This is a genomic window from Pseudarthrobacter sp. 1C304, assembly GCF_052245515.1.
Classification (GTDB): Bacteria; Actinomycetota; Actinomycetes; order Actinomycetales; family Micrococcaceae; genus Arthrobacter.
Genome location: NZ_JBQQCH010000002.1, coordinates 456101 through 477842 on the forward strand (window position 1 = coordinate 456101; position 21742 = coordinate 477842).

General features: G+C 69.0%; 20 protein-coding genes and 2 tRNA genes. 6 read left to right on the forward strand and 16 right to left on the reverse strand.

Annotated features, from left to right (window positions below; genetic code table 11):
* Positions 1-25 precede the first annotated feature (25 nt).
* The 5 genes from ACTWQD_RS06185 to ACTWQD_RS06205 form a co-directional block, all read right to left on the reverse strand.
* The gene (locus ACTWQD_RS06185) at positions 26-682 is read right to left on the reverse strand and encodes an NAD(P)H-binding protein (RefSeq protein ID WP_443195266.1); all 657 of its coding nucleotides are present in this window, start codon (positions 680-682) and stop codon (positions 26-28) included.
* Positions 683-816: 134 nt separating this feature from the next.
* Positions 817-890, reverse strand: a tRNA-Met gene (locus ACTWQD_RS06190).
* A gap of 62 nt (positions 891-952) precedes the next feature.
* Positions 953-1024, reverse strand: a tRNA-Thr gene (locus ACTWQD_RS06195).
* A 240-nt stretch (positions 1025-1264) separates the two neighbouring features.
* The gene (locus ACTWQD_RS06200; RefSeq protein WP_443195267.1) at positions 1265-3370 is read right to left on the reverse strand and encodes a DEAD/DEAH box helicase; all 2106 of its coding nucleotides are present in this window, start codon (positions 3368-3370) and stop codon (positions 1265-1267) included.
* Between the two features lie 381 nt (positions 3371-3751).
* The gene (locus ACTWQD_RS06205) at positions 3752-4405 is read right to left on the reverse strand and encodes an MOSC domain-containing protein (RefSeq protein WP_443195268.1); all 654 of its coding nucleotides are present in this window, start codon (positions 4403-4405) and stop codon (positions 3752-3754) included.
* 102 nt (positions 4406-4507) lie between these two features.
* Between ACTWQD_RS06205 and ACTWQD_RS06210 the strand changes: the two genes are divergently transcribed.
* Positions 4508-5716, forward strand: coding sequence for an acyl-CoA dehydrogenase family protein (locus tag ACTWQD_RS06210; protein WP_443195269.1), 1209 nt, complete (start codon positions 4508-4510; stop codon positions 5714-5716).
* Positions 5717-5800: 84 nt separating this feature from the next.
* Here the strand turns inward: ACTWQD_RS06210 and ACTWQD_RS06215 are convergent, their stop codons facing one another.
* The 6 genes from ACTWQD_RS06215 to ACTWQD_RS06240 all read right to left on the reverse strand — a co-directional run bounded on the left by ACTWQD_RS06215 (position 5801) and on the right by ACTWQD_RS06240 (position 12552).
* On the reverse strand, positions 5801-6583 hold the full coding sequence (locus ACTWQD_RS06215; RefSeq protein ID WP_443195270.1) for an SDR family oxidoreductase: 783 nt from the start codon (positions 6581-6583) through the stop codon (positions 5801-5803).
* Between the two features lie 35 nt (positions 6584-6618).
* Positions 6619-7950, reverse strand: a complete 1332-nt coding sequence (locus ACTWQD_RS06220; protein WP_443195271.1) for an MFS transporter — start codon at positions 7948-7950, stop codon at positions 6619-6621.
* The gene (locus tag ACTWQD_RS06225; RefSeq protein ID WP_443195272.1) at positions 7947-8471 is read right to left on the reverse strand and encodes a winged helix-turn-helix transcriptional regulator; all 525 of its coding nucleotides are present in this window, start codon (positions 8469-8471) and stop codon (positions 7947-7949) included. Before ACTWQD_RS06225 ends, ACTWQD_RS06220 begins: the two co-directional genes overlap by 4 nt.
* Positions 8472-8603: 132 nt before the next feature.
* Positions 8604-9884 (reverse strand): glycosyltransferase 87 family protein, encoded by a 1281-nt coding sequence (locus ACTWQD_RS06230; RefSeq protein ID WP_443195273.1) that lies wholly within the window; start codon positions 9882-9884, stop codon positions 8604-8606.
* A gap of 16 nt (positions 9885-9900) precedes the next feature.
* Positions 9901-11094 (reverse strand): cystathionine gamma-synthase, encoded by a 1194-nt coding sequence (locus ACTWQD_RS06235; protein WP_443195274.1) that lies wholly within the window; start codon positions 11092-11094, stop codon positions 9901-9903.
* Between the two features lie 72 nt (positions 11095-11166).
* Positions 11167-12552, reverse strand: coding sequence for a cystathionine beta-synthase (locus tag ACTWQD_RS06240; protein ID WP_443195275.1), 1386 nt, complete (start codon positions 12550-12552; stop codon positions 11167-11169).
* Between the two features lie 142 nt (positions 12553-12694).
* On the opposite strand from ACTWQD_RS06240, the gene ACTWQD_RS06245 reads away from it, so the two are divergent.
* Positions 12695-13828, forward strand: coding sequence for an SLC13 family permease (locus tag ACTWQD_RS06245; protein ID WP_443195532.1), 1134 nt, complete (start codon positions 12695-12697; stop codon positions 13826-13828).
* A gap of 39 nt (positions 13829-13867) precedes the next feature.
* On the opposite strand, the gene ACTWQD_RS06250 is transcribed toward ACTWQD_RS06245, so the two are convergent.
* Positions 13868-14296, reverse strand: a complete 429-nt coding sequence (locus ACTWQD_RS06250) for a VOC family protein (RefSeq protein ID WP_443195276.1) — start codon at positions 14294-14296, stop codon at positions 13868-13870.
* A gap of 163 nt (positions 14297-14459) precedes the next feature.
* On the opposite strand from ACTWQD_RS06250, the gene ACTWQD_RS06255 reads away from it, so the two are divergent.
* On the forward strand, positions 14460-15452 hold the full coding sequence (locus ACTWQD_RS06255; protein WP_443195277.1) for a DNA-3-methyladenine glycosylase family protein: 993 nt from the start codon (positions 14460-14462) through the stop codon (positions 15450-15452).
* Positions 15453-15542: 90 nt separating this feature from the next.
* On the opposite strand, the gene ACTWQD_RS06260 is transcribed toward ACTWQD_RS06255, so the two are convergent.
* Together ACTWQD_RS06260 and ACTWQD_RS06265 are read right to left on the reverse strand one after the other, a co-directional pair.
* Entirely contained in the window at positions 15543-16463 is a 921-nt protein-coding gene (locus ACTWQD_RS06260) for an endonuclease domain-containing protein (protein WP_443195278.1), read from the reverse strand.
* 132 nt (positions 16464-16595) lie between these two features.
* On the reverse strand, positions 16596-18272 hold the full coding sequence (locus ACTWQD_RS06265; RefSeq protein ID WP_443195279.1) for an AMP-binding protein: 1677 nt from the start codon (positions 18270-18272) through the stop codon (positions 16596-16598).
* 101 nt (positions 18273-18373) lie between these two features.
* Between ACTWQD_RS06265 and ACTWQD_RS06270 the strand changes: the two genes are divergently transcribed.
* Positions 18374-18652: a putative quinol monooxygenase gene (locus tag ACTWQD_RS06270; RefSeq protein WP_443195280.1), complete on the forward strand. Its 279-nt coding sequence runs from the start codon at positions 18374-18376 to the stop codon at positions 18650-18652.
* 113 nt (positions 18653-18765) lie between these two features.
* On the opposite strand, the gene trxA is transcribed toward ACTWQD_RS06270, so the two are convergent.
* Positions 18766-19179: a thioredoxin gene (gene trxA / locus ACTWQD_RS06275; RefSeq protein ID WP_443195281.1), complete on the reverse strand. Its 414-nt coding sequence runs from the start codon at positions 19177-19179 to the stop codon at positions 18766-18768.
* A 156-nt stretch (positions 19180-19335) separates the two neighbouring features.
* Here trxA and ACTWQD_RS06280 point away from each other — a divergent pair, with 156 nt between their 5' ends.
* Positions 19336-20346: an ABC transporter ATP-binding protein gene (locus ACTWQD_RS06280; protein ID WP_443195282.1), complete on the forward strand. Its 1011-nt coding sequence runs from the start codon at positions 19336-19338 to the stop codon at positions 20344-20346.
* On the forward strand, positions 20343-21143 hold the full coding sequence (locus ACTWQD_RS06285) for an ABC transporter permease subunit (RefSeq protein ID WP_443195283.1): 801 nt from the start codon (positions 20343-20345) through the stop codon (positions 21141-21143). The genes ACTWQD_RS06280 and ACTWQD_RS06285 overlap by 4 nt, the downstream gene beginning before the upstream one ends.
* A 50-nt stretch (positions 21144-21193) precedes the next feature.
* Here ACTWQD_RS06285 and ACTWQD_RS06290 read toward each other — a convergent pair whose 3' ends face one another.
* Complete coding sequence (locus ACTWQD_RS06290; protein ID WP_443195284.1) at positions 21194-21739, reverse strand: acyl-CoA thioesterase; 546 nt, start codon at positions 21737-21739, stop codon at positions 21194-21196.
* Positions 21740-21742 lie beyond the last annotated feature (3 nt).

Here is a 21742-nt window from a genome sequence, read left to right on the forward strand (position 1 = left end):
CGCCGGCGCTCCCCTGCGCCCCGGCTTAGGCCTCCAGGGCAGCGGCGAGGGGCAGGGAGCCGTCCCGGAACTCGATGGTGCGCCCCGCCGTCGACGGCAGTCCCAGCACGGCTGCGGCAACAAGGGCCACGTTGGCACGGGACGTTTCCGTGCCCGCGGAAGTGTCCGACGGGTTGACGTCGATCAGGCCGCTCCCGGGCCCGTCAGTGAGCGCTCCAGGGCCCAGGATGGTCCATTGCAGGTCCGTCGTCCCGCGCAGGTAGGCATCGGCGGCCGCCTTGGCCTCCGCGTAGGCGAAGAAGCCGTTGTCCTCGGGGACCCCATGGTCGGGCCCGGCGCCGAAGTAGGACACCATGATGTAACGCCCGACGCCGGCCTCCGCCGCCGCGTCCATCGACCGGATGGCGGCGTCCCGGTCCACGGCGTACGTGCGGTCCGGGCTGCCGCCGCCCGCGCCCGCAGACCAGACCACGGCGTCGTGGTTCCGGAGCGCCGCAGCGATCTCCGCCGTCGTCGAATGTTCAACGTCCAGGACCACGGCAGTGGCGCCCGTGGCCGCAACGTCCGCTGTGTGGTCAGGGTTACGGATGAACGACGTGACGTCGTTGCCCTCCCCGGACAGGATCCTGGACAGTTCCAAAGCCACCTTGCCGTGGCCGCCGATAATTGCGATTCGTGTCATGGACCCATTGTGTCCCACAACCCGTTGCTCTATCGCTTATCGGGGCTATCCGGCCGGTTTAAGCCCTCCACCTGATGGAGCATCCGGGGTTAAAACAAAAGGACCCTGCAGGATGGGCCTGCAGGGTCTTTCTGTAGCGGCGGGGAGGCTCGATCTCCCGACCTCACGATTATGAGTCGTGCGCTCTAACCAACTGAGCTACGCCGCCATAAATGAGGAAAACCTGCGCTAAGCCGGTCAAAAACCGCCTTGACACAGGCCCTCATTCAGAGCCCCCCACCGGAATCGATCCGGTGACCTCGTTCTTACCAAGAACGCGCTCTACCACTGAGCTAGGGGGGCAACGAGTAAATACTCTACCGGAAGATTCGCCACCCAACAAATCGGCGCCGCGGCGGCCCGGAACGGGCTGAGAACGGGCGGGGAATGCGCCGTAAACGCCGGAAATCCGGGACTTCCGGGCCGCTGCGGGAGGCCGAAACCGGGCCGCCGGCGTCTCAGTCCTCCGGGATGTGACCAAGGCGACTTAAAAGAAGAACGGGCCGGCTGTGAAGCCGGCCCGTTCTCAGATGCTGCTCGGGGTTACCACTTGTTGCGGGGCTTGAAGCCGCCTTCGGTGCGGGGCTTGCGGGCCGCGTCGGAGCCGAAGCTGCGCTCGTTGCGGTCGCTGTAGGAGCGGCCGCCACGGTCAGCGGAGGACCGCTCGCCGTCGTTCTTGCGGAACTCGCGCTTGAACCCGCCGCTGCCCTTGAAGTTGCCGCCACGGTCGCCGCCACGGCTGCCGCCCTGGTAGCTGCCGCGCTCACCGGAGGGCTTGCGGCCGTTGTCCAGCTCGAGGTGGATCAGCTCGCCGCCGATCCGGGTGCGGGACAGGGCCTTCAGCTGATCGGCGCTCAGGTCCGCCGGCAGCTCCACGAGGGAGTGGTCCGCACGAATGTCGATGCCGCCGATCTGGGCCGAGGAGATGCCGCCTTCGTTGGCGATGGCGCCCACGATGGAACCCGGCATAACGCGCTGGCGGCGTCCGACGGCGATCCGGTAGGTGGCGTTGCCCTCGGTCAGGGCGCGGGTCGGGCCGCGGGACCCGAAGCCGTCCTTGGAGCGCTCACGCTTCTGGAACTCGGGAGCTGCGGGCAGCTCCTTGACCAGGAGCGGCTGACCGCCCTGGGCCATGACGGCCAGCGCGGCCGCGATCTCCGCGGCCGGGACGTTGTGCTCTTCCTCGTAGGAGGCGATGAGATCGCGGAACGGCGCAACATCCTCGGACGCGAGGGTCTCGGTGATGCGCTCGGCGAACTTGCCCAGGCGCAGCGTGTTGACGGTCTCGGCCGTGGGCAGGTGCATCTGCTCCACCGGCTGGCGGGTGGCCTTCTCGATCGAACGCAGCAGGTACTTCTCGCGCGGCGTCATGAACAGGATCGCGTCGCCCGAGCGGCCGGCGCGGCCGGTACGGCCGATGCGGTGGACGTAGGACTCCGTGTCGTGCGGGATGTCGTAGTTGACCACGTGGCTGATGCGCTCCACGTCAAGGCCGCGGGCTGCGACGTCGGTGGCCACCAGGATGTCGATGCGGCCTTCCTTCAGCGCGTCGACAGTGCGTTCGCGCTGCTGCTGCGGGATGTCGCCGTTGATGGCGGCGGCCTGGAAACCGCGGGACTTCAGCTTGTCAGCCAGGTCCTCGGTGGCCATCTTGGTGCGCACGAAGGCGATGACGCCGTCGAACTCTTCAACCTCGAGGATGCGGGTAAGCGCATCGAGCTTGTGCGGGCCCATGACCTGCAGGTACCGCTGGCGGGTGTTGGCACCGGTGGTGGTCTTGGACTTCACCGAGATCTCGGCCGGGTTGTTCAGGTACTGCTTGGACATCCGGCGGATCTGGCCCGGCATGGTGGCCGAGAACAGCGCCACCTGGCGGTCCGACGGGGTCTGCTGGAAGATCTGCTCCACGTCTTCGGCAAAGCCCATGCGCAGCATCTCGTCAGCCTCGTCCAGCACCAGGTACTGGAGCTCGGACAGGTCCAGGGAACCCTTGGCGATGTGGTCGATCACGCGGCCGGGGGTACCCACAACAACCTGGGCGCCGCGGCGCAGGCCGGCGAGCTGGGGGCCGTAGGCGGAGCCGCCGTAGACGGGGAGGACGGTGAAATCGTCGATGTGCTTGGCGTAGGAGGTGAACGCCTCGGCGACCTGAAGGGCCAGCTCGCGGGTCGGTGCCAGCACCAGGGCCTGGGTCTTGCGGGACGGGCCGTTGAGGTCGTGGAGTTCGGCCAGGCGGGACAGCGCCGGTACTGCGAATGCTGCAGTCTTACCGGTGCCGGTCTGGGCGAGGCCCACCACGTCGCGGCCTTCCAGCAGCAGCGGGATGGTGGCTGCCTGGATGGGGGACGGCTTCTCGTAGCCGACGTCCTGCAGGGCGGCGAGGACACGGCCGTCGATGCCGAGATCGGCGAACTTGACGCCTTCTTCTTCATCATCAGCATCGGCGGCCGGGGCGGCCTTGGTGTCAGCCTTGCCGTCGGTCTGCGGTGCGGCCTCGGCGGCGGCCGGGGCGGTGGTCTCCGCGGGAGCTTCGGTGAATTCGGGGGCGGAGCCGGCTGCGGGGGCAGCCGTTTCAGAAGTCTCGACGTCGGCCTGGGTGTTCGCGGTGGCGAGTTCGGTTTCGACGGAGTTGTTCTGATTTTCGGGCATAGGTGAAATATCCTCATCCATAGGGGCCAAGCGGCACAACCCGAGGTGAGCGGAGCCGCAGTACACGTGACCGTAATCGCCGGGCGTACTTTGACCGGCCGGTCACATAGAAGTCCGGCGCTTTCGCAATCCCGTGGCAGGACTTCCCGCTGCATCTCTTGGCTGCTATCCCAGCAGTCTGTACAGCGTTTTCTTTAGCCGGCTCTCCCTATGAAAATGCCCGCATCACAATTTGCGGGCCCCAACACTTGCCAGTCCTGCCTCAAGAATTGGGCAGGAATAAGGGATTTCCGGAGTGGGGGATATTTCAAGTGTAGGGCATTGGCCCGCGCCTAGGGAACTTGGGGCGCGGTGAGCTTGCGCACACCGCCCCCGTGCACCCTACACGCCGAGGCGGCGCTGCAGCTTCTCGAACTCCCGCAGGTACTCGGGCTGCAGGCGGATCTCCCCGTCGGCGTCGGCGTCGCGCAGGGCCTCCATGTCCTCGGCCGTGGGATCGCTGAACCATTTGCCGATGGTCACGCCGTGGGTGGGGACGAAGATCCGGTGGATGTGGTCCCCGGCGGCGATGCTGCCCGTCCGCACCACGCGCAGGTAGGTGCCTACGCGCCCTGCCTCGCCGAATCTCTTGACCCAGTGCGGCTCCTTCATCCGCCGCTGGAACGTGGCGCAGGGGGTGCGCGGCGAGGTCACTTCGAGTTCGACGTCGAGCCCCACCTTCCAGCGTTCGCCGATCACGGCGTCGGTGGCGCTGATTCCGGCGACGCGCAGGTTCTCCCCGAAGATCCCCGGCGGCAGGTCGCGGCCCAGCTCCGCCGCCCAGTAGTCCGCGTCGTCCTGGGAGTAGGCGTACAGCGCCTGGTCCACGCCGCCGTGGTGGACGCGGCTGGCCTGGATGTCTCCGTGCAGGCCCAGCCGGTGCACTTTGACCGGCCCCTCGGCGGGACGTTTGTCGATCGCCGTCACGCCCACACTTCCGGGGTCCTGCAGCAGCTGGTGTACGCGGCAGACGGCGAGAACGGATGCGGTGTCCATGGCACCAGTGTAGGCCGGGCCCCGCGTCGCCGCCGGAAGGCAACTGGGTTGCACATGTCCTCCCGCCCGGCCGCCGCACGGACTTGACCGTAGGATGCTGGCATGAGCAACGACGCCGCCCCCTCCCCCGCCCCCACTGGTTCCGATGTGTCCGACATCCTGGCGATCGATTCCCTGCTGAGCACCGCGGAGCTCGGCGTGCGGGAACGCGTCCGCGACTTCACGGAGCAGCGGATCCGCCCGGGCATCGCCGCCTGGTACGAGGACGGCGTCTTCCCGCTGGAGCTGGCTCCGGAACTGGGCGAACTCGGTGTCCTGGGCATGCATCTGGAGGGCTACGGCTGCCCGGGCCGCTCCGCCGTCGAATATGGCCTGGCAGCGATGGAGCTGGAGGCGGGTGACTCCGGCATCCGCACGTTCGTCTCCGTGCAGGGCTCGCTGGCCATGACAGCCATCCACAAGTGGGGCTCCGAGGACCAGAAGCAGGAGTGGCTCCCCCGGATGGCCGCCGGCGAGCTGATCGGCTGCTTCGCCCTGACCGAGCCCACCGCCGGCTCCGACCCCGCCGCGATGAAGACCTTCGCCCGCCGCGACGGCACCGGCGACTCCGCCGGCTGGATCCTGGACGGCGCCAAACGCTGGATCGGGCTCGCCTCGGTGGCGGACGTGCTGGTGGTGTGGGCCATGACCGACGACGGCGTGCGCGGCTTCCTCGTTCCTGCCGGCACCCCGGGCGTCACCGCGGCGCCGATCGGGCAGAAGCTCTCGATGCGCGCCTCCATCCAGTGCGATGTGGCGTTCGACGGCGTCCGGTTGGGTCCCGAGGCCCTGCTGCCGGCAGCCCGCGGTCTGCGCGGACCCTTCAGCTGCCTGAACGAGGCACGGTACGGGATCGCCTGGGGTGCCATGGGTGCCGCCCGGGATTCCTACCAGGCGGCGCTGCGGTACTCGCAGGAGCGGCTGCAGTTCGGCCGGCCGCTGGCCGGGTACCAGCTGACCCAGGAGAAATTGGTGAACATGCTGCTGGAGATCCAGAAGGGCACGCTGCTGGCGCTGCAGCTGGGCCGGCTCAAGGACGCCGGGAAGCTCCGCCCGGAGCAGATTTCACTGGGCAAGCTGAACAATGTGCGGGAGGCCATCGCGATCGCCCGCGAGGCCCGGAGCATCCTGGGCGGCAACGGCATCACCCTGGACTATTCGCCGCTGCGGCACGCCGCCAACCTGGAATCCGTACGGACCTACGAAGGCACCGACGAGGTCCACACCCTGGTCCTGGGCCAGCACATCACCGGGCTATCCGCCTTCCGCTAGCGGGCGCGGCCCGCCGAGTGTACATTTCGCGGCAGTGCTGCACGCCCGGGACTGCCGTTAAGTGTCAACCCGGCGGGGGGCGGCTCAGGCGGAGAAGCCGCCGTCGGCCTTGACCAGCTGGCCGGACACCCACCGGCCCTCGGGCGAGAGCAGGAACGCCACCGTCCCGGCCACATCCGCCGGCGTGCCGAGCCGGCCGCCGGGATGTCGCCCGGCCAGGTCCTCCCGCAGCTGATCGTCCATCCAGCCGGTATCCACCGGACCCGGGTTGAGGACGTTGGCGCTGATCCCCTGCGGGCCAAGTTCCCGCGCGGCCGCAATCACGATCCGGTCCAGCGCCCCCTTGGACGCGCCGTAGGGCAGGTTGAAGGCGGTGTGGTCGCTGGTCAGCGCCACCACCGCGCCGCCGCCGGCCGGTACCTGCCGCGCAAACGCCGCGATCAGCTGCCAGCTGGCCCGGGCATTCACGGCGAAATGCCGGTCGAAACTTTCCAGCGTGGTGTCGAGGATGCCCGAGTCCACGGATTCGGCATGGCTGAGCACCAGGCCCTGCAGCGGCCCGGCTTCCGCGGCGGCGGACTCCATCAGGCGGGCCACGGCCTGCGGGTCCTCGAAGTCGGCCGGCAGGGCCACCACGGCGGCGCCGGTGGCCTGCAGCTCGGCGGTGAGCCGTTCGACGTCGTCCGGCTGGACACCCCACGGCATCCGGGCGTCATAGTCCTGCCAGTACGTCAGCACCAGGTCCCAGCCGTCGGCCGCGAGCCGGCGCGCGATGCCGGCACCGATGCCCGCCAGCCGGCCGACTCCGGTCACGAGGGCTGTCTTCCGCGGCGGTGCTGCGGGCGGGGGCGGCTGGTTGGCATGCATGCGGACCAGCCTAGCGCCCGGTGCCGCGGGTGCGCTCAACCGGCCACGGCGGGCACGGCGGCGGTGTCCTTCGCCGCGGTGTCCCTGCGGATGGTGGCGCTTACGACGGCGGCGATGGTGCACATCGCTGCGGCGCCGAACCAGGCGTAGGTGTACTGGCCGGTGGCGTCCCGGATCGCGCCGGCTCCCAGCGCCGCCGCGGCCGCGCCGAGCTGGTGGGCGGCGAACACCCAGCCGAACACCACGCTGCCGTCCGCGCCGAAAACCTGGCGGCAGATGGCGGCGGTGGGCGGCACGGTGGCCACCCAGTCCAGCCCGTAGATCACCACGAAGACGATCATGCTGGGCTGCACCGTCGCGCTGAGCAGGAGGGGCAGCACCAGCAGGCCGATGCCGCGGAACTGGTAGTAGACCGCGAGCAGGATCCGCGGATTGAAGCGGTCCGTCAGCCAGCCGGAGGCGATGGTGCCCACGATGTCGAAGATCCCGACGACGGCCAGCAGGCCCGCCGCGGTGGTCTGGGCCATGCCGTGGTCGTGGGCGGAGGGGATGAAGTGGGTGCCGATCAGGCCGTTGGTGGTGGCGCCGCAGATGGCGAACCCGGCAACGAGGGCCCAGAAGGTCCGTACCTTGCTGGCCCGCCGGAGCACTTGCAGGGCGCGGACGGCGGCGTTCTGGCGGGGTTCGCCAGTGGCTGCGCGGCCCGGCGCGGGCAGGGACTCGTCGTCCGGTTCGGCGCCGTAGGGCAGGACGCCGGCGTCGGCAGGTGAGTTTTTCAGGAATTTCAGTACCAGTGGCACCACTGCCAGGGCGCCGGCGGCGATCAGCAGGGACGCCTGCCGCCAGCCCGGGTCCTGGGCGAGGGCGGCGATGAACGGCAGGAATACGAGCTGCCCGGCGGCGCTGCCGGCGGTGAGGATGCCGATGACCAGTCCGCGGCTTTTGACGAACCAGGTGTTGGCGATGGTTGCGGCGAAGACCAGCGCCATGGACCCGGTTCCGAGCCCGATGAGCAGCCCCCACGTCAGCAGGATCTGCCAGGACTGCGTGACCAGCACGGTCAGCGCGCTGCCGGCGGCGATCAGCAGGAGCGCCACGGCGGTGACGGTCCGGATACCGAAGCGTTCCATCAGGGCCGCGGCGAAGGGGGCCGTGAGGCCGAAGAGCACCAGGTTGATGCTGACCGCGGCCGACAGCACCGTGGTGGACCAGCCGAACTCGTCCTGCAGCGGGACCATCAGCACGCCCGGCGCGGCCCGGAACCCCGCAGCCCCGACCAAGGCCAGGAAGGCCACCGCGGCGACAATCCAGGCCGGGTGGATCCGCCGCTTCGGCGCCGGGAGCAGGGCGGTGTCGGGGGCGCTCATGCGGCAGGCCCGTTCGGGTGGGTGGCGGGTGCGGCAGAGGTTGCAGCGAGCGGGACCGGCTCCGGGGTCCTGACAAGGCTGTGCCAGCTGGTGTTCCGCACCGTCAGCCATTCCCCGCAGCCGGTGCAAGTGTCCGCGGAGGCGGTGCGCGCGCCGCAGCCGGTGTGGATGACGTACATGTGGGCCTGGTCCGACGGCGCGGGCAGATGCTTCTCGGACCAGATCGCGACGGCGTTGAGCACCGGAAGGGCATCCTCGCCTTTTTCGGTGAGCACGTACTCCTGGCGGGTGCGGCCGCCGTCGTCGTACGGGCGCCGGGTGAGTAGCCCCGCGTCGACGAGGTCCTGGAGTCGTTTGGAGAGGACGGAATCCGCCGCCCCCAGCCGGGACTTCATGGCGTCGAAGCGGCCGTTGCCGAAGAACACCTCGCGGAGCACCAGCATGCCCCACGGGTCGCCCAGAACGTCCAGGCCGCGGGCCAGGCTGCAGGTCCTCTGGGACCAGTCGGATCGGAGCGGCATGCGCACCAAGCTAGCTGACTCTCTTGAAGAAAGCTAGAGGAGACGCCGGCTGTACAGTTTGCGGACGCAACATTGCCGCGAAGCGCCAACTCGCGGGCGGGGCGGGGCTGGGCCGGGTGCGGAGTAGCGGGGCTACGCCTCCGGGCGGAGCGCGGCGCGGGAGGGGCGGTACGCCAGCGCCCAGTAGACCAGCATGGCGATCCCGCACAGCACGCCGAGGCTCGCCACCGTGAGCTGCCACTGGGTCTGCGGGTCCTTGCCCCACTCGGCGGCGCCGGCCATCACCGACAGGTACTTGGGGGTCAGGTAGAAAGCGAGGGCCGAGAAGGCCACAATGACCCACCCGGCGAGGCGCATCCGGCCGTTCCGGGAGGGCACCCGGTGGATCGCGAAGCCCATGCAGGGCAGCGCCACGGCCATCCACACCCAGTGGTGGGACCAGGACACGGGGCTGATCAGGAGCATCAGCACGGCGGTCGCGGACACGGCGACGAAGTTCTCGTCCGCGGCCACGGCCCACGCGATGACCAGCGCGGCCAGCGCGGCGAGCGCCAGGGACAGTACCAGCCACAGCAGGCTGGTGGAGCCGCTGTCCGGGAGCCCCAGGTGCAGCAGCAGGCCCTTGAGGGAGAGGTTGTCCACGTAGGCGGGCCCGCCGATCCGTCCGGTGTCCGGCAGGATCTTGGTCCAGAAGGTGACCGATGCGGTGGGCAGGATGGCCCAGGCCAGGCCGATCGAGCCGAAGAACCCTGCCGCCATCCAGCCGAGGGCCTTGAAGTCGCGCCGGACCAGGAAGTACAGCCCGAACGCGAGCGGGGTCAGTTTGATGCCGGCCGCAATGCCGATCAGCAGGCCCGCCGGCCAGCGCATCTCCCCGGCCCGGGCTTTCCCGTAGAGCGCGAAGTCGGCCAGGATCAGGCCCATCAGGATGATGTTGATCTGCCCGAAGTCGAAAGTGTCCCGCCACGGCCCCAGGAGCAGGATCGCTGCGGTCCCGGCCAGTGCCACGGCCCGGAACCGCCAGTCGGCGGCGGCGTTCCGCCAGTTGCCGAGGCGGAAGTAGTGGCGTGCCAGCCAGGCGGACACCACCCCGGCGCCAAGCAGCGCGGTGGTGATAAACACCAGGCTGCCGCCGCCCTGGCCCAGCGTCGCCATGGCCGCGAAGAGCAGCGCGGCGAACGGCGGGTAGGTGAACGGCAGCCCGTCCCGGGGGGCGTACAGCTCGTTGACGCCCGTTTCGCCGGTCTGCAGCACGCGGGTGCCGCCGTAGAAGTAGACCTCGAAGTCGTTCATCAGCGGGATGTAGGACGAGTACAGCACCACCAGGGCGACGACGACGGCGAGCGCGCCGGCCGCCGTCGCGAACCAGCCGCGCGTGGTGGAGGGCGTGGCCCTGGTGGTGGTGATGGTCACGGGTGCTTTACTGCCTTTACTTGCCGGCCGCTGCGGCGATCTTGGAGAACGCCTGCTCCAGGTCGGCGATGAGGTCCTCGACGTCCTCGATGCCGCAGGAGAGCCGGATCAGGTTGACGGGGACGGCCAGCTCGGTGCCCTTGACGGAGGCGTGCGTCATCTCCGAGGGGTAGTTCATCAGGGATTCGATGCCGCCGAGGGACTCCGCAAGGGTGAAGACGGAGGTCGATTCGGCCACCGCGCGTGCCGCCGCCTCGCCGCCCTTGAACTGCACGGAGATCATTCCGCCGAATTTCTTCATCTGCTTGCGGGCCAGCTCGTGGCCGGGGTGCGAGGGCAGGCCCGGGTACAGCACGGCCTCCACCTCGGGGCGCTCCAGCAGCCACTCGGCCACCGCCTGGGCGTTGTCGCTGTGCCGGTCCATCCGGACCCCGAGGGTCTTAAGCCCGCGGGTGGTGAGGAAGGCGTCCATCGGGCCGGAGATGGCACCGACGGCGAACTGCACAAAGCCGATCTTCTCGGCGAGCTCCGCGTCCTTGACGATGATGGCGCCGCCCACGACGTCGGAGTGCCCGCCGATGTACTTGGTGGTGGAGTGCACCACCACGTCGGCGCCGAGGGCCAGCGGGTTCTGCAGGTACGGCGAGGCGAAGGTGTTATCCACCACCAGGAGGGCGCCGGCGTCGTGCGCCACCTGGGCGAGCGCCGCGATGTCCGTGATCTTCATCATCGGGTTCGACGGCGTCTCCACCCACACGAGGCGGGTCTTGCTGGCCGCCACGGCCGTGGCGACGGCGTCAAGGTTGGACATGTCCACCGGGGTGTTGCCGATGCCCCACTCCCCCAGCACCCGGCTGATCAGCCGGTAGGTGCCGCCGTAGGCGTCGTTGCCGAGCACGATGTGGTCGCCCGGGCGGGTGAGCGCACGGATCATCGAGTCCTCGGCGGCGAGGCCGGAGCTGAAGGAGAACGCGGCGGTGCCGCCCTCCAGCGCCGCGAGCTGTTCCTGCAGGGAGTCACGGGTGGGGTTGGTGCCGCGGCCGTACTCGTAGCCGTCGCGGAGCACCCCGATGGCCTCCTGGGCGTAGGTGGAGGAGAAGTGCACGGGCGGCACCACGGCGCCGGTGCGCGGTTCGAAGGCCTGGCCTGCGTGCACGGCGCGGGTGTTGAAGCCGGGGGCGTGCGCGGCGGGGTTTTCTGGCAAAGACATGTGCGTTCCTTTCGGCCGGCGGCCGCCCGGGAGGGGGCCGTGTGTCCGGGTCAGTGGGCGGTCAGTTGCAGGTCAGTTGCTCAGGTAGGCGAGCAGGTCGTGGCGGGTCAGGATCCCCACCGGCGCGCCGACGAACGTCACCATCAGGGTGTCCGCGTCGGAGAGGAGTTCACGGGCCGTGGTGATCGATTCGAGCGAGCCGATCACGGGCAGCCGGGCCTCCATGTGTTCGGAGATCTTGTCCGACAGTTTGGCCTCGCCGCGGAACAGTTTCGCAGTGAGTGTGCGCTCGTCCACGGCACCGAGGACCTCGCCCATCACCACGGGCGGTTCCTGGGACAGCACCGGGATGTGCGAGACGCCGAACTCGTTCATGATGTTGATGACGTCGCGGACGCTCTCGTTGGGGTGGATGTGGACCAGGTCCGGCAGTTCCCCGGTCTTGGCCTTCAGGATCTCCCCCACGGAGGCTTCGTCGCCGCTGGCCAGGAAGCCGTAGGAACGCATCCACTGGTCGTTGAAGATTTTGGCCAGGTAGCCGCGGCCGGAGTCGGGCAGGATGACGACGACGACGGCGTCCTCCGGCAGGTCCTTGGCGACCTGCAGGGCGGCCACCACGGCCATGCCGGAGGAGCCGCCCACCAGCAACCCCTCTTCCCGGGCCAGCCGGCGCGTCATCTCGAAGGAGTCGGCGTCGCTGACGGCGATGACGCCGTCAGGGACGCTCTTGTCGTAGTTGGCCGGCCACATGTCCTCGCCGACACCCTCGACGAAGTACGGCCGGCCGGTGCCGCCGGAGTAGACCGAACCTGCCGGGTCGGCGCCGATGATCCTGACCACGCCGCCGTCGGATTCTGCGCGGTCCGCGGAAACTTCCTTGAGGTACCGGCCCGTGCCGGTGATGGTGCCGCCGGTGCCGGCGCCGATCACGCAGTGGGTGATGCGGCCGTCCGTGTCGCGCCAGATCTCAGGCCCGGTGGATTCGTAGTGGCTGGCCGGGGCGGCCGGGTTGGAGAACTGGTCCGGTTTGTACGCGCCGGGGATCTCCTTGACCAGCCGGTCCGAGACGCCGTAGTAGCTCTGCGGGCTGTCAGGGGGGACGGCGGTGGGCGTCACCACCACTTCGGCGCCGTAGGCCCGGAGCACTGCGCGCTTGTCCTCGCCCACCTTGTCCGGCACCACGAAGATGCAGCGGTAGCCCTTCTGCTGGGCCACCAGGGCCAGGCCGACGCCGGTGTTCCCGGAGGTGGGTTCCACGATGGTGCCGCCGGGCTGGAGCTTGCCGGTGCGTTCGGCCTCCTCGATCATCTTCACCGCGATGCGGTCCTTGATGGAGCCGCCGGGATTCAGGTATTCCAGCTTCACCAGGACCGTGGCCCCGATGCCGTCGGTGACGTGCTGCAGCTTGACGAGCGGCGTATTGCCGATGAGGTCCAGAACGGACTGGGCGTACTTCATAGTTACAAAGTTACCGTCTCCACCGTCCAGGGGCGGATTCGCTCCCGCCGGGGCGGCCCTTCCGGGCTTCCGGGTGCGAAGATAAGGCGGTGAAGCGTGGATCCGGCCGGTGAGGCTCAAGAGTTATCTGCTCCCGGCCGGAATGCTGGCGGCGGGGTGTGCCGCGCTGTTCACCGGTTTCCTGCCGTGGCCGGCGTTCCAGGAACTGGCCGGCCGCACCGTCCCGGTGCTGGCATTTGTGGTGGCCATGTCCCTGGTGACGGAAATGGCGGACGACGCCGGGCTGTTCCGGGTGGTGACGGACCGCCTCGCCGCGCTGGGCCGCGGCCGGGTGTTCCTGCTGTGGCTGCTGGTGGTCTGCCTGGCCACCGTCTCCACCCTGTTCCTGTCCCTCGATACGACGGCGGTGCTGGTGACGCCGGTGGTGGTGCTGCTGGCGGTCCACGCCCGGATCCCCCCGCTGCCGTTCGCCCTGACCACGATCTGGCTGGCGAACACCGCGTCGCTGCTGCTGCCGGTCTCCAACCTGACCAACCTGCTGGCCCAAGACCGGCTCAACCTGAGCCCGGCGGCCTTTGCCGGCCTGGTCTGGGCGCCGGCCCTGGTGGGGATCCTGGTTCCGATCGGGCTCCTGTGGCTGGCGTTCCGGGAGGACCTGTCCGGCCGGTACGGGCCGCAGCCGGTGCACAAGCCGCGGGACAGGGTGCTGCTGTATTCGGCGTCGGGGGTGATGGCGGTGCTGCTGCCCGCACTGGTCTCCGGCGTGCCCGTGCAGTTCCCGGCGATGGCGGCGGCGGCGGTTTTGCTGGCCCTGTTCGTCTGGCGGCGCCGTGCGGCACTGCACTGGTCCATGGTTCCCTGGCGGCCGCTGATGCTCACGGCGGGGCTCTTTATGGTGGTGGAAGCGCTGCATGCCAACGGCCTGACCGAGTTCCTGTCCGGCATTGCCGGCTCCGGCGAAAGCCTGCCCGCCCTGCTGCAACTGGCAGGCCTCGGCGCCGGCGCCGCGAACGCCGTGAACAACCTGCCGGCCTACCTCGCCCTCGAACCTGTGGGCGACTCGCCGGTGCGGCTCGCGGCCCTGCTGATCGGCGTGAACCTTGGCCCGCTGGTGACCCCCTGGGCGTCGCTGGCCACGCTGCTCTGGCACGAGCGGCTCCGCTCACTCAACGTCGAGATCCGCTGGGGCGGGTTCGCGCTCGCCGGGCTCGCCGCCGTCGTGCTGACCGTCCCGCTGGCCGTCGTGGCGCTCTGGCTCGCCTCGGGCATGCCCTGACCCTGCGCTGCTCCGGGTGCGGGGTGCGGGGCGCCGGACTCAGGCGCCGATGTCGTCTCCGGAGTCCGCGGCGCCGGTCTCGGATTCGGGCGCGGCGTTCTGCCACAGCCCGATCACGTTGCCCTCGGTGTCCCGGAAGTAGGCGGCCCAGCCCATGGTGCCGACCTGCTGCCGCGGCTGGACGGTGCTGCCGCCGAGGGCATTGATCCTCTCCAGCGACGCGTCAATGTCGTCCACGTCCACCGTGACCAGCGGGGAGGTGAGGTGCCCTTCGCGGCGGAACATCCCGCCGTTGATGGACCCCGGCACGGACGGTGTACCTGTTTCATCCGATGGCGTGGTCATGAGCATGGCGTAGCTCATCTCGGGCATCGCGCTGATGGTCCAGCCGAAGGCTGAACTGTAGAACTCCCGCGCGCGGCCTTCGTCGTCCGCGGGGATCTCAAAATGTACAACTCCACCAGCCATCACACGCTCCTCACAACAGGGATCGGGCCTTGCGGCAGGCGTGGTGGCCCCACGCCACAGCCGAAGTCTAGCCCTACGCAAACCCCGGGATAAGGGCCCTCCGGCGGCTGTGGGGGAAGGGGTGGCACCGGTTGTTGTCAGGCGTTCGTGGAATCATGGACAGATGACCATTGCAGACGTGCCCGCCGGCGTAGCCGCCGCGGCAGACGCCTCGCTGCGGTGGCACCCGGGCGGTCCGTTCGATCTGTCGCGGACCCTCGGCACGCTCCTGCGGGGGCTCGGCGACCCGTCCATCCGCACCGCGCCGGACGGCTTCTGGATGGCGTTCACCACGCCGTCGGGGCCTGCCACGCTCCGGCTGGCTGAGGTCTATCCGCCCGGCCGCCCCGCGGTTCATCCCGTCGTGGATGTCCAGGGCTGGGGCCCCGGTGCCGCCGACGCCGTGGAGTCGGCGCCCCGGCTGCTGGGCTGCGACGACGACTGGTCCGCTTTTGACGAGCCCGCTTTCCACGCCACGCTCCCCCGGATGGTCACCGACGCCCGGCGCCGGCACCCCGCAGTCCGGCTGCCCGCCACCGGCCGCCTGGTGGACGCCCTGGTGCCCACCATCCTGGAGCAGAAGGTCACCGTGATCGAGGCCCGGCGCGGCTACCGCTACCTGATGTACCGCTACGGGACGCCGGCGCCCGGCGCGGGCACGGCCGCTCCGGCGAACCTGCTGGTGGCGCCCACGCCCGAGCAGTGGCTGCGCATCCCCTCGTGGGAATGGCACAAGGCCGGCGTGGGTCCGCAGCGCTCGGCGACCGTCATGCGCGCGCTGCGCTCCGCCGCCGCGCTGGAACGGCTCGCCCCGCTCCCGGCCGTGGAGGCCTCGGCGAAGCTGCAGACCATCCCGGGCATCGGGGTGTGGACCGCCGCGGAAGTCGTGCAGCGCACGCACGGCTGCCCGGACTCGATTTCGGTGGGCGACTACCACCTCGCGGCCTACGTGGGGGCGGCGCTGACCGGCCGCCGGACCGACGACGCCGGCATGCTCCGGCTGCTCGCGCCGTGGGCGGGCCACCGGCAGCGCGTGGTCCGGATGATCGGCCTGAGCGGCTTCCGCAAGCCCACCTTCGGCCCCCGCATGACCATCCAGGACCACCGGGGCCACTGACCGCCCATCCCAAAGCAACGCGGGGTCACCTCCGGCCCATCACGAGCCGCTTTATGGGCGCCAAGTGACCCCGCGTTGCCTTGGGGTGGTTCACATGCGGCGGATGCGGGTCCTCTTGATCCTGGCGACGGCGCCGTCGAAGCCCTCGGCGAGGTCGTCGGCGTTGAGCTTGAAGTACGCCCACCCTGCGCTGAGGAATGCCTCGTCGCGCCGGTTATCCCGGGACTGCTGTTCCCGCGTGAGGTGGGTGGCGCCGTCGTACTGCACGGCGATCCGGTACCGCCGGTACCCCAGGTCTGCAGCCGGCGAGCGCGGATCATGCGGATCAAGCCTCACCTGCAGCTCCGGCTCGGGCAGCCGCGCATCCGCCAGCGCCAGGCGCAGGAAGGTCTCCGGAAAGGAGTCTGCGCCCACCCGCATCTCGTCCAGGGCGAGCCGGGCCTTCTCCACGCCCTTCATGTTCGGGTGCTGGCGGATGAGCAGCCGCAGCCCATCCTTATAGGCATACGGCTCAGACCTCTGTTCCAGTTCAGGGCGGGGTATGCGGATGATCTGGTCGCCCAGGGCAATGAGGTAGTTGAGCGGCAGGACGGCTGCCAGGTCCAGCCACGTCCGCGGCGGTGCCGTCACGGGGATGCCGTCGACGTCGGTCAGTTCTCCCGGGATGCACCGCACGCGGTGGCCGATGACTCCGGCCCGGCGGACCCTGGGCAACTCATGGGGCTTGCTGAGGTGGATGCTGGCACAGTCCCCCAGCCACGGCGGCAGGCCCAGCAGGGTCAGAACAGCGGCGGTTTCATGGGACACCCAGGCTCCGGGTGTGGCGGCGGCCAGCACGCGGGCGCGTTCCATGATTTCCAACGGCCGGCCGGCGGGCAGGTAGATGAGCCGGCCGCCGTCGGACAGGTCCTTCGCCCGCAGCCGTTTGGGCGGGACGCCCAGCAGGCGTGACTCGTAAACGGTGAACGGCGCTTGGGCGAGGCTTTCGGGGAGGGGCACAATGCGGACCATGCGCACCATTGTGGCCGCGAACTATTCCCGCTGCAGAGGTTATCCACAGGCCAGGGCGAACCACTCCAACGCGGGGTCACATCGCGTCCGTAAAGGGGCTCCGGATGGGCGATAAGTGACCCCGCGTTGGTGTCAGAGCCCCAGCCGGGCCACCGCTTCCTGGCGCATGTCCACCTTGCGGATCTTCCCGGAGACGGTCATCGGGAAGTTCTCGCGCACGTCCACGTACCGCGGGATCTTGTAATGCGCCAGTTTCCCGCGGCAGAAGTCGGCCACGCCGCCGGCGTCCAGCGGCTCTGCGCCGGGCTTGAGGATGATGCAGGCCATCAGCTCCTCGCCGTATTTGGCGTCCGGCACCCCGATCACCTGCACGTCCTGGATGGCCGGGTGCGTGTACAGGAACTCCTCGATCTCGCGGGGATAGACGTTCTCCCCGCCCCGGATCACCATGTCTTTGATCCGGCCCTCGATCACGACATAGCCGTCCTGGTCCATGCGGGCCAGGTCCCCGGTGTGCATCCAGCCCTCCGCGTCAATCGCCTCGGCGGTTTTGTCCGGCTGGTTCCAGTAGCCCATCATCACGGAGTATCCGCGGGTGCACAGCTCGCCGATCTCGCCGCGCTCCAGCACCTCGCCGGTCACCGGGTCCACCACCCGGCTCTCCAGCTGCGGCATGGTCCGGCCCACACTTTCGGTCCGCTGGGCCAGGGTGTCGCCGTCACGGGTCATGGTGGACACCGGGGACGTCTCGGTCATGCCGTAGCAGATGGCCACGTCGCGCATGTTCATCTCCGAAATGACCCGGTTCATCACCTCGATGGGGCACAGCGAGCCCGCCATCACCCCGGTGCGCAGGGTGGACAGGTCGTAGGACGCGAAGTCCGGCAGGGCCAGTTCGGCGATGAACATCGTCGGCACCCCGTACAGGGACGTTCCGCCGAAGTCCTGCACGGCCTCCAGCGCCGCGGCGGGGCTGAAGCCGCGGCCCGGGATGATGGTGGCGGAGCCGTGGCTCAGGGCGGCCAGGTTTCCGATCACCATGCCGAAGCAGTGGTAGAACGGCACAGGCAGCACCACGCGGTCGTGCTCGGTGTACCCCAGCAGCTCGCCGATCGAGTAGCCGTTGTTCAGGATGTTGTAGTGCGAGAGCGTGGCTCCCTTGGGGAACCCGGTGGTGCCGGAGGTGTACTGCAGGTTGATCGCGTCGTGCGGATCAAGCTCTGCCATGCGCGCTTTCAGCGCGGAATGGGCGACGTCGTCCGCCCGCCTGAGCAGCTCCGCCCAGGTGCGCTCGGCCTCAGTGGCGGGATCGCCGGCAGCGAGACCGGGCTGGCCGGCGTCGGGCAGGAACACCAGTTCGCGCAGTTCGGGGCATTCGGCGAGCGCCTGCCGGGCCATGCCGGTGTAGTCGCTGTTGCGGTCCGAGGGAGCCGCCACCAGCATCCGCATGCCGTTCTGCTTGACCACGAACTCCAGTTCATGGCTGCGGTAGGCGGGATTGACGTTGACCAGCACCGCCCCGATCTTGGCCGTGGCGTACTGCAGGATGGTCCACTCGGCGCAGTTCGGGCTCCAGATGCCGATCCGTTCACCCTTGTCCACGCCCAGGGCCAGGAGCGCGCGGGCCACACGGTCGACGTCGTCGTTCAGCTTGGTGTAGCTCCAGCGCCGTGCTTCCGCACCCGGCACGGCCGCGGCCTCGATCAGGGCGTCCTGGTAAGGGAACCTGGCCACCATCCGTTCGAAGTTGTCGCCGATGGTTTCCTCGAGCAGCGGGACGTCAGTGTCCCCGGCTGTATATGAAAGCATGGTGTGACGCTACCAACACTCGGGCGCCAAAAAAAGACTAAAACTTGGATGTCCTAGGAAATTTTTCGGAAGAAAAACTGTGGCCCGGTATTGTGAAATCCATGAGCGCACCCATTGACCTTCAGGCCATCTTCATCCCCAACGACGGCGAGTTCTTCCGTGTGAAGCTCGCGCTGGAGATCGCGATCGACGAGGTGGTCAACGAGCCCGGTTGCATCCGGTATGAGCTCACCGAGGCCACCGAGGAGCGGCTGGTGCTGACCGAGCGGTGGGCCTCGCAGGAGGACCTGGACAAGCACTCCAAGGGCACCGCGGTGCAGGACCTCAACGAGTCCCTCAGCGCCCTCCTGGCCGAGCCGGTCCAGCTGGTGAAGCTCTAGCCACAACCCCGCAACAACCACAACGCGGGGTCACTCCGCGCCCACCCCGAGGGGATTTATGGGCGCGGAGTGACCCCGCGTTGCTGTATCTGTTACTGCGGACCGACCAGGGCCTAGGCCTCCGGAATCTGGCTGCCGTCCTGCTTGCCGGCTGATGCGGCAGCCTCGGCCTGAGACCGGGCCACATGGGCGTGGACTTCCTCCATGTCGAGGCCCTTGACGGCTTCAACCACCTGCTCCAGCTGCTGGGCGTTCAGGGCGCCGGGCTGGGAAAACACCAGCACCTTTTCGCGGAACGCCATCAGGGTCGGGATGGACGTGATGCCGGCCTCGGCAGCGAGCTGCTGCTCTGCCTCGGTGTCCACCTTGGAGAAGACCACGTCCGGGTGCTTCTCGGACACTGCGGCGTAAGTGGGGCCGAACTGCTTGCACGGGCCGCACCATTCGGCCCAGAAATCGACGAGGACAATGTCGTTGTCCTCCACGGTTGATGCGAACTGTTCACCTGTAATGTCTACGGTAGCCATGGGTCAACGGTACGCGAGCCGTCCCGGCTTGTCCCCTGCATTTCGCTGTTGGCACATCCATGTGACGGCCCAGCCGGGGGCCCAGGCGCACCCCGCCGGGGGCCGCGGGGCCTCCGGCTCTGGCCCCTGCGGGGGCAGCCGCCTATCATCTGCGGCATGCCTCCTGATGCGGGAACCACCACAAGCCAGGCCATCGCCGTCCACTCCCTGACCAAGAAGTTTGGCCGCCGCGAAGTGCTGCACGCGGTCAGTTTCGGCATCGACAAGGCGTCCGTGTTCGGCGTGATCGGCCCCAACGGCGCCGGCAAAACGACCGTCATGCGGTGCCTGCTGGACATCATCCGGCCCACCGCCGGCACAGCCACGGTGCTGGGCCAGGACCCCAGGCATGCCGGTCCGGAACTCCGCCGCAGGATCGGCTACCTGCCCGGCGAACTGTTCCTGGAAGGACGGGTCACCGGCCGCACGTTGCTGTCCCACTACGCGGACATCAGCGGACCCGTCCAGCCCGGCCGGATCGACGCCCTGGCGGAGCGGCTGGGCCTGGACCTGGACCGCAATATCCGCAGGCTTTCCAAGGGCAACAAGCAGAAACTGGGGCTGGTGCAGGCCTTTATGCACGATCCCGAACTGTTGGTGCTGGATGAGCCCACCAGCGGGCTCGATCCCCTGGTGCAGCAGGAATTCCTGGCGATGGTCCGTGAGGCCCAGGCCAACGGGCAGACGGTCTTCCTGAGCTCCCATGTCCTCAGTGAAATCCAGCAGGCAGCGGACCAGGTGGCCATCCTCCGCGACGGCCGGATCATCACGGTCGCCACTGTAGACAGCCTGCGGGAGGGCGCGGTGCGGCACCTGCGCCTGGCAGCCGCCGGGATAACAGCCGCCGACGCCGGCGCGCTGCTGTCCCGGGTGCCCGGCGTCGGGAACGTTGAGGTGCTGCCGGCGGGCGACGGCGTCGAGCTCACCGCCACGCTCGGCGGCGCGATCCAGCCGCTGCTCCAGGCCCTGGCCTCCCTGCAGCTCACCGAACTGGTGCTCGAGGAACCGGATCTGGAGGAATCGGTCCTGGCGCTCTACGGCACCATCCGCGGCAACGGAGAGGGTAACGCCGGTGGCGCCCGAGGCCCCGGCGCCGGGCGCCGCCGGCGGAAAGGACACGGGGCATGAAGAAGCCGCTGCCGCTGTTCCGGAGGGCGTTCCTGGATTCATGGCGTTCCACGCTCGGGTGGGCGGCGGGGCTCACCGCCGCGATCTTCCTCTACCTCCCGCTCTATCCCTCGATCGGCGGAAGCCCGGAAATGCAGGAGGTGATGAAGGCCTTCCCGCCGGAGATGATCAAGGCGCTCAACTACGACCAGATCACCTCGGGCCCCGGCTACACCCAGGCCACCATGTTCGGGCTGATCGGATTCCTGCTGATGACCATCGCATCGGTGGCGTGGGGTGCGGCTGCGGTGGGCGGGGACGAGGAGTCGGGCCAGCTGGAACTCACGCTGGCGCACGGTGTGACCCGCACCCAGGTGGTCCTGGAGCGGGCCCTGGCCATCCTGGTGCGCGTGCTGCTCCTCGCCGGGCTCGTGTTCGTGCTCATCCTGCTCCTGAACGATTCCGCGGAGCTGAATATCAGGCCGGAGCACCTCCTGGGCACCTCGGTGCTTTTCGCCGGGCTGACCATGCTCTCCGGCACCACGGCACTGTGTGCCGGGACGGTAACGGGGCGGAAGACGTTCGGGCTGGCCGCAGGGGCCGCCGTCGGCGTCCTCGGATATGTGTTCAACGCCGTCGGCCGGCAAAGCAGGGACGTCGAGTGGCTCCTGGACTTCTCGCCCTACAACTGGGCCTACGGAAACAATCCGATCGCCAACGGGGCCGACTGGGCGGCCGCGGCCTGGCTGTGGGGACTGTCGGCCGGCCTCGTGGCGCTCAGCGCACTCGCCTTGAGGCGGCGCGACGTCGGGACGTAGTCACCGGGGACATAGTCACCGCCCGACGTCGGGCCCGGGGCCGCGGGAGGTCAGGCCCAGACGTGCGGCGCGGGCCGCCGCGCCCCGGGCAGGGCGTTGGTCTCGCGCCATTCGTGGATCCATGCGGGCAACTCGAGATCCGCCGGCGGCGCCCCGAACTCACGGATGATCTCGTCCTGGCTGACCGGCTTGCCCTTGCTGACCAGGCGGGTGGCAATAAACGCCCGGGCATAGATTTCCCCGTCCACCACCATGCGCTGCTCGAAGTAGATGGCCTTCTCGTCAAGGCCGATGATCTTCGTCTCGATCGTGTACCGCTGCCACAGCTGCAGTGACCGGCGGAACGCGATGGTTTCGCCCGCCGCCACCGGGCTCCAGCCGCGGCGGCGCATGGCCTTCCAGGTTCCGCTGCGGGCCATCAGGTCGAACCGGCCCAGGTCCATCAGGGAGAAATACATGCCGTTGTTGACATGCATCGCGATGTCAATGTCTGTCGGCAGGACCTTCAGCGGGAGCGACGCCTCGTCCCAGATGCTCAGCGGCGGACGGCGCGAGGACGTGAAGAGCAGGAGAAGCGTGCGGAGAAGCAGATGCATGGG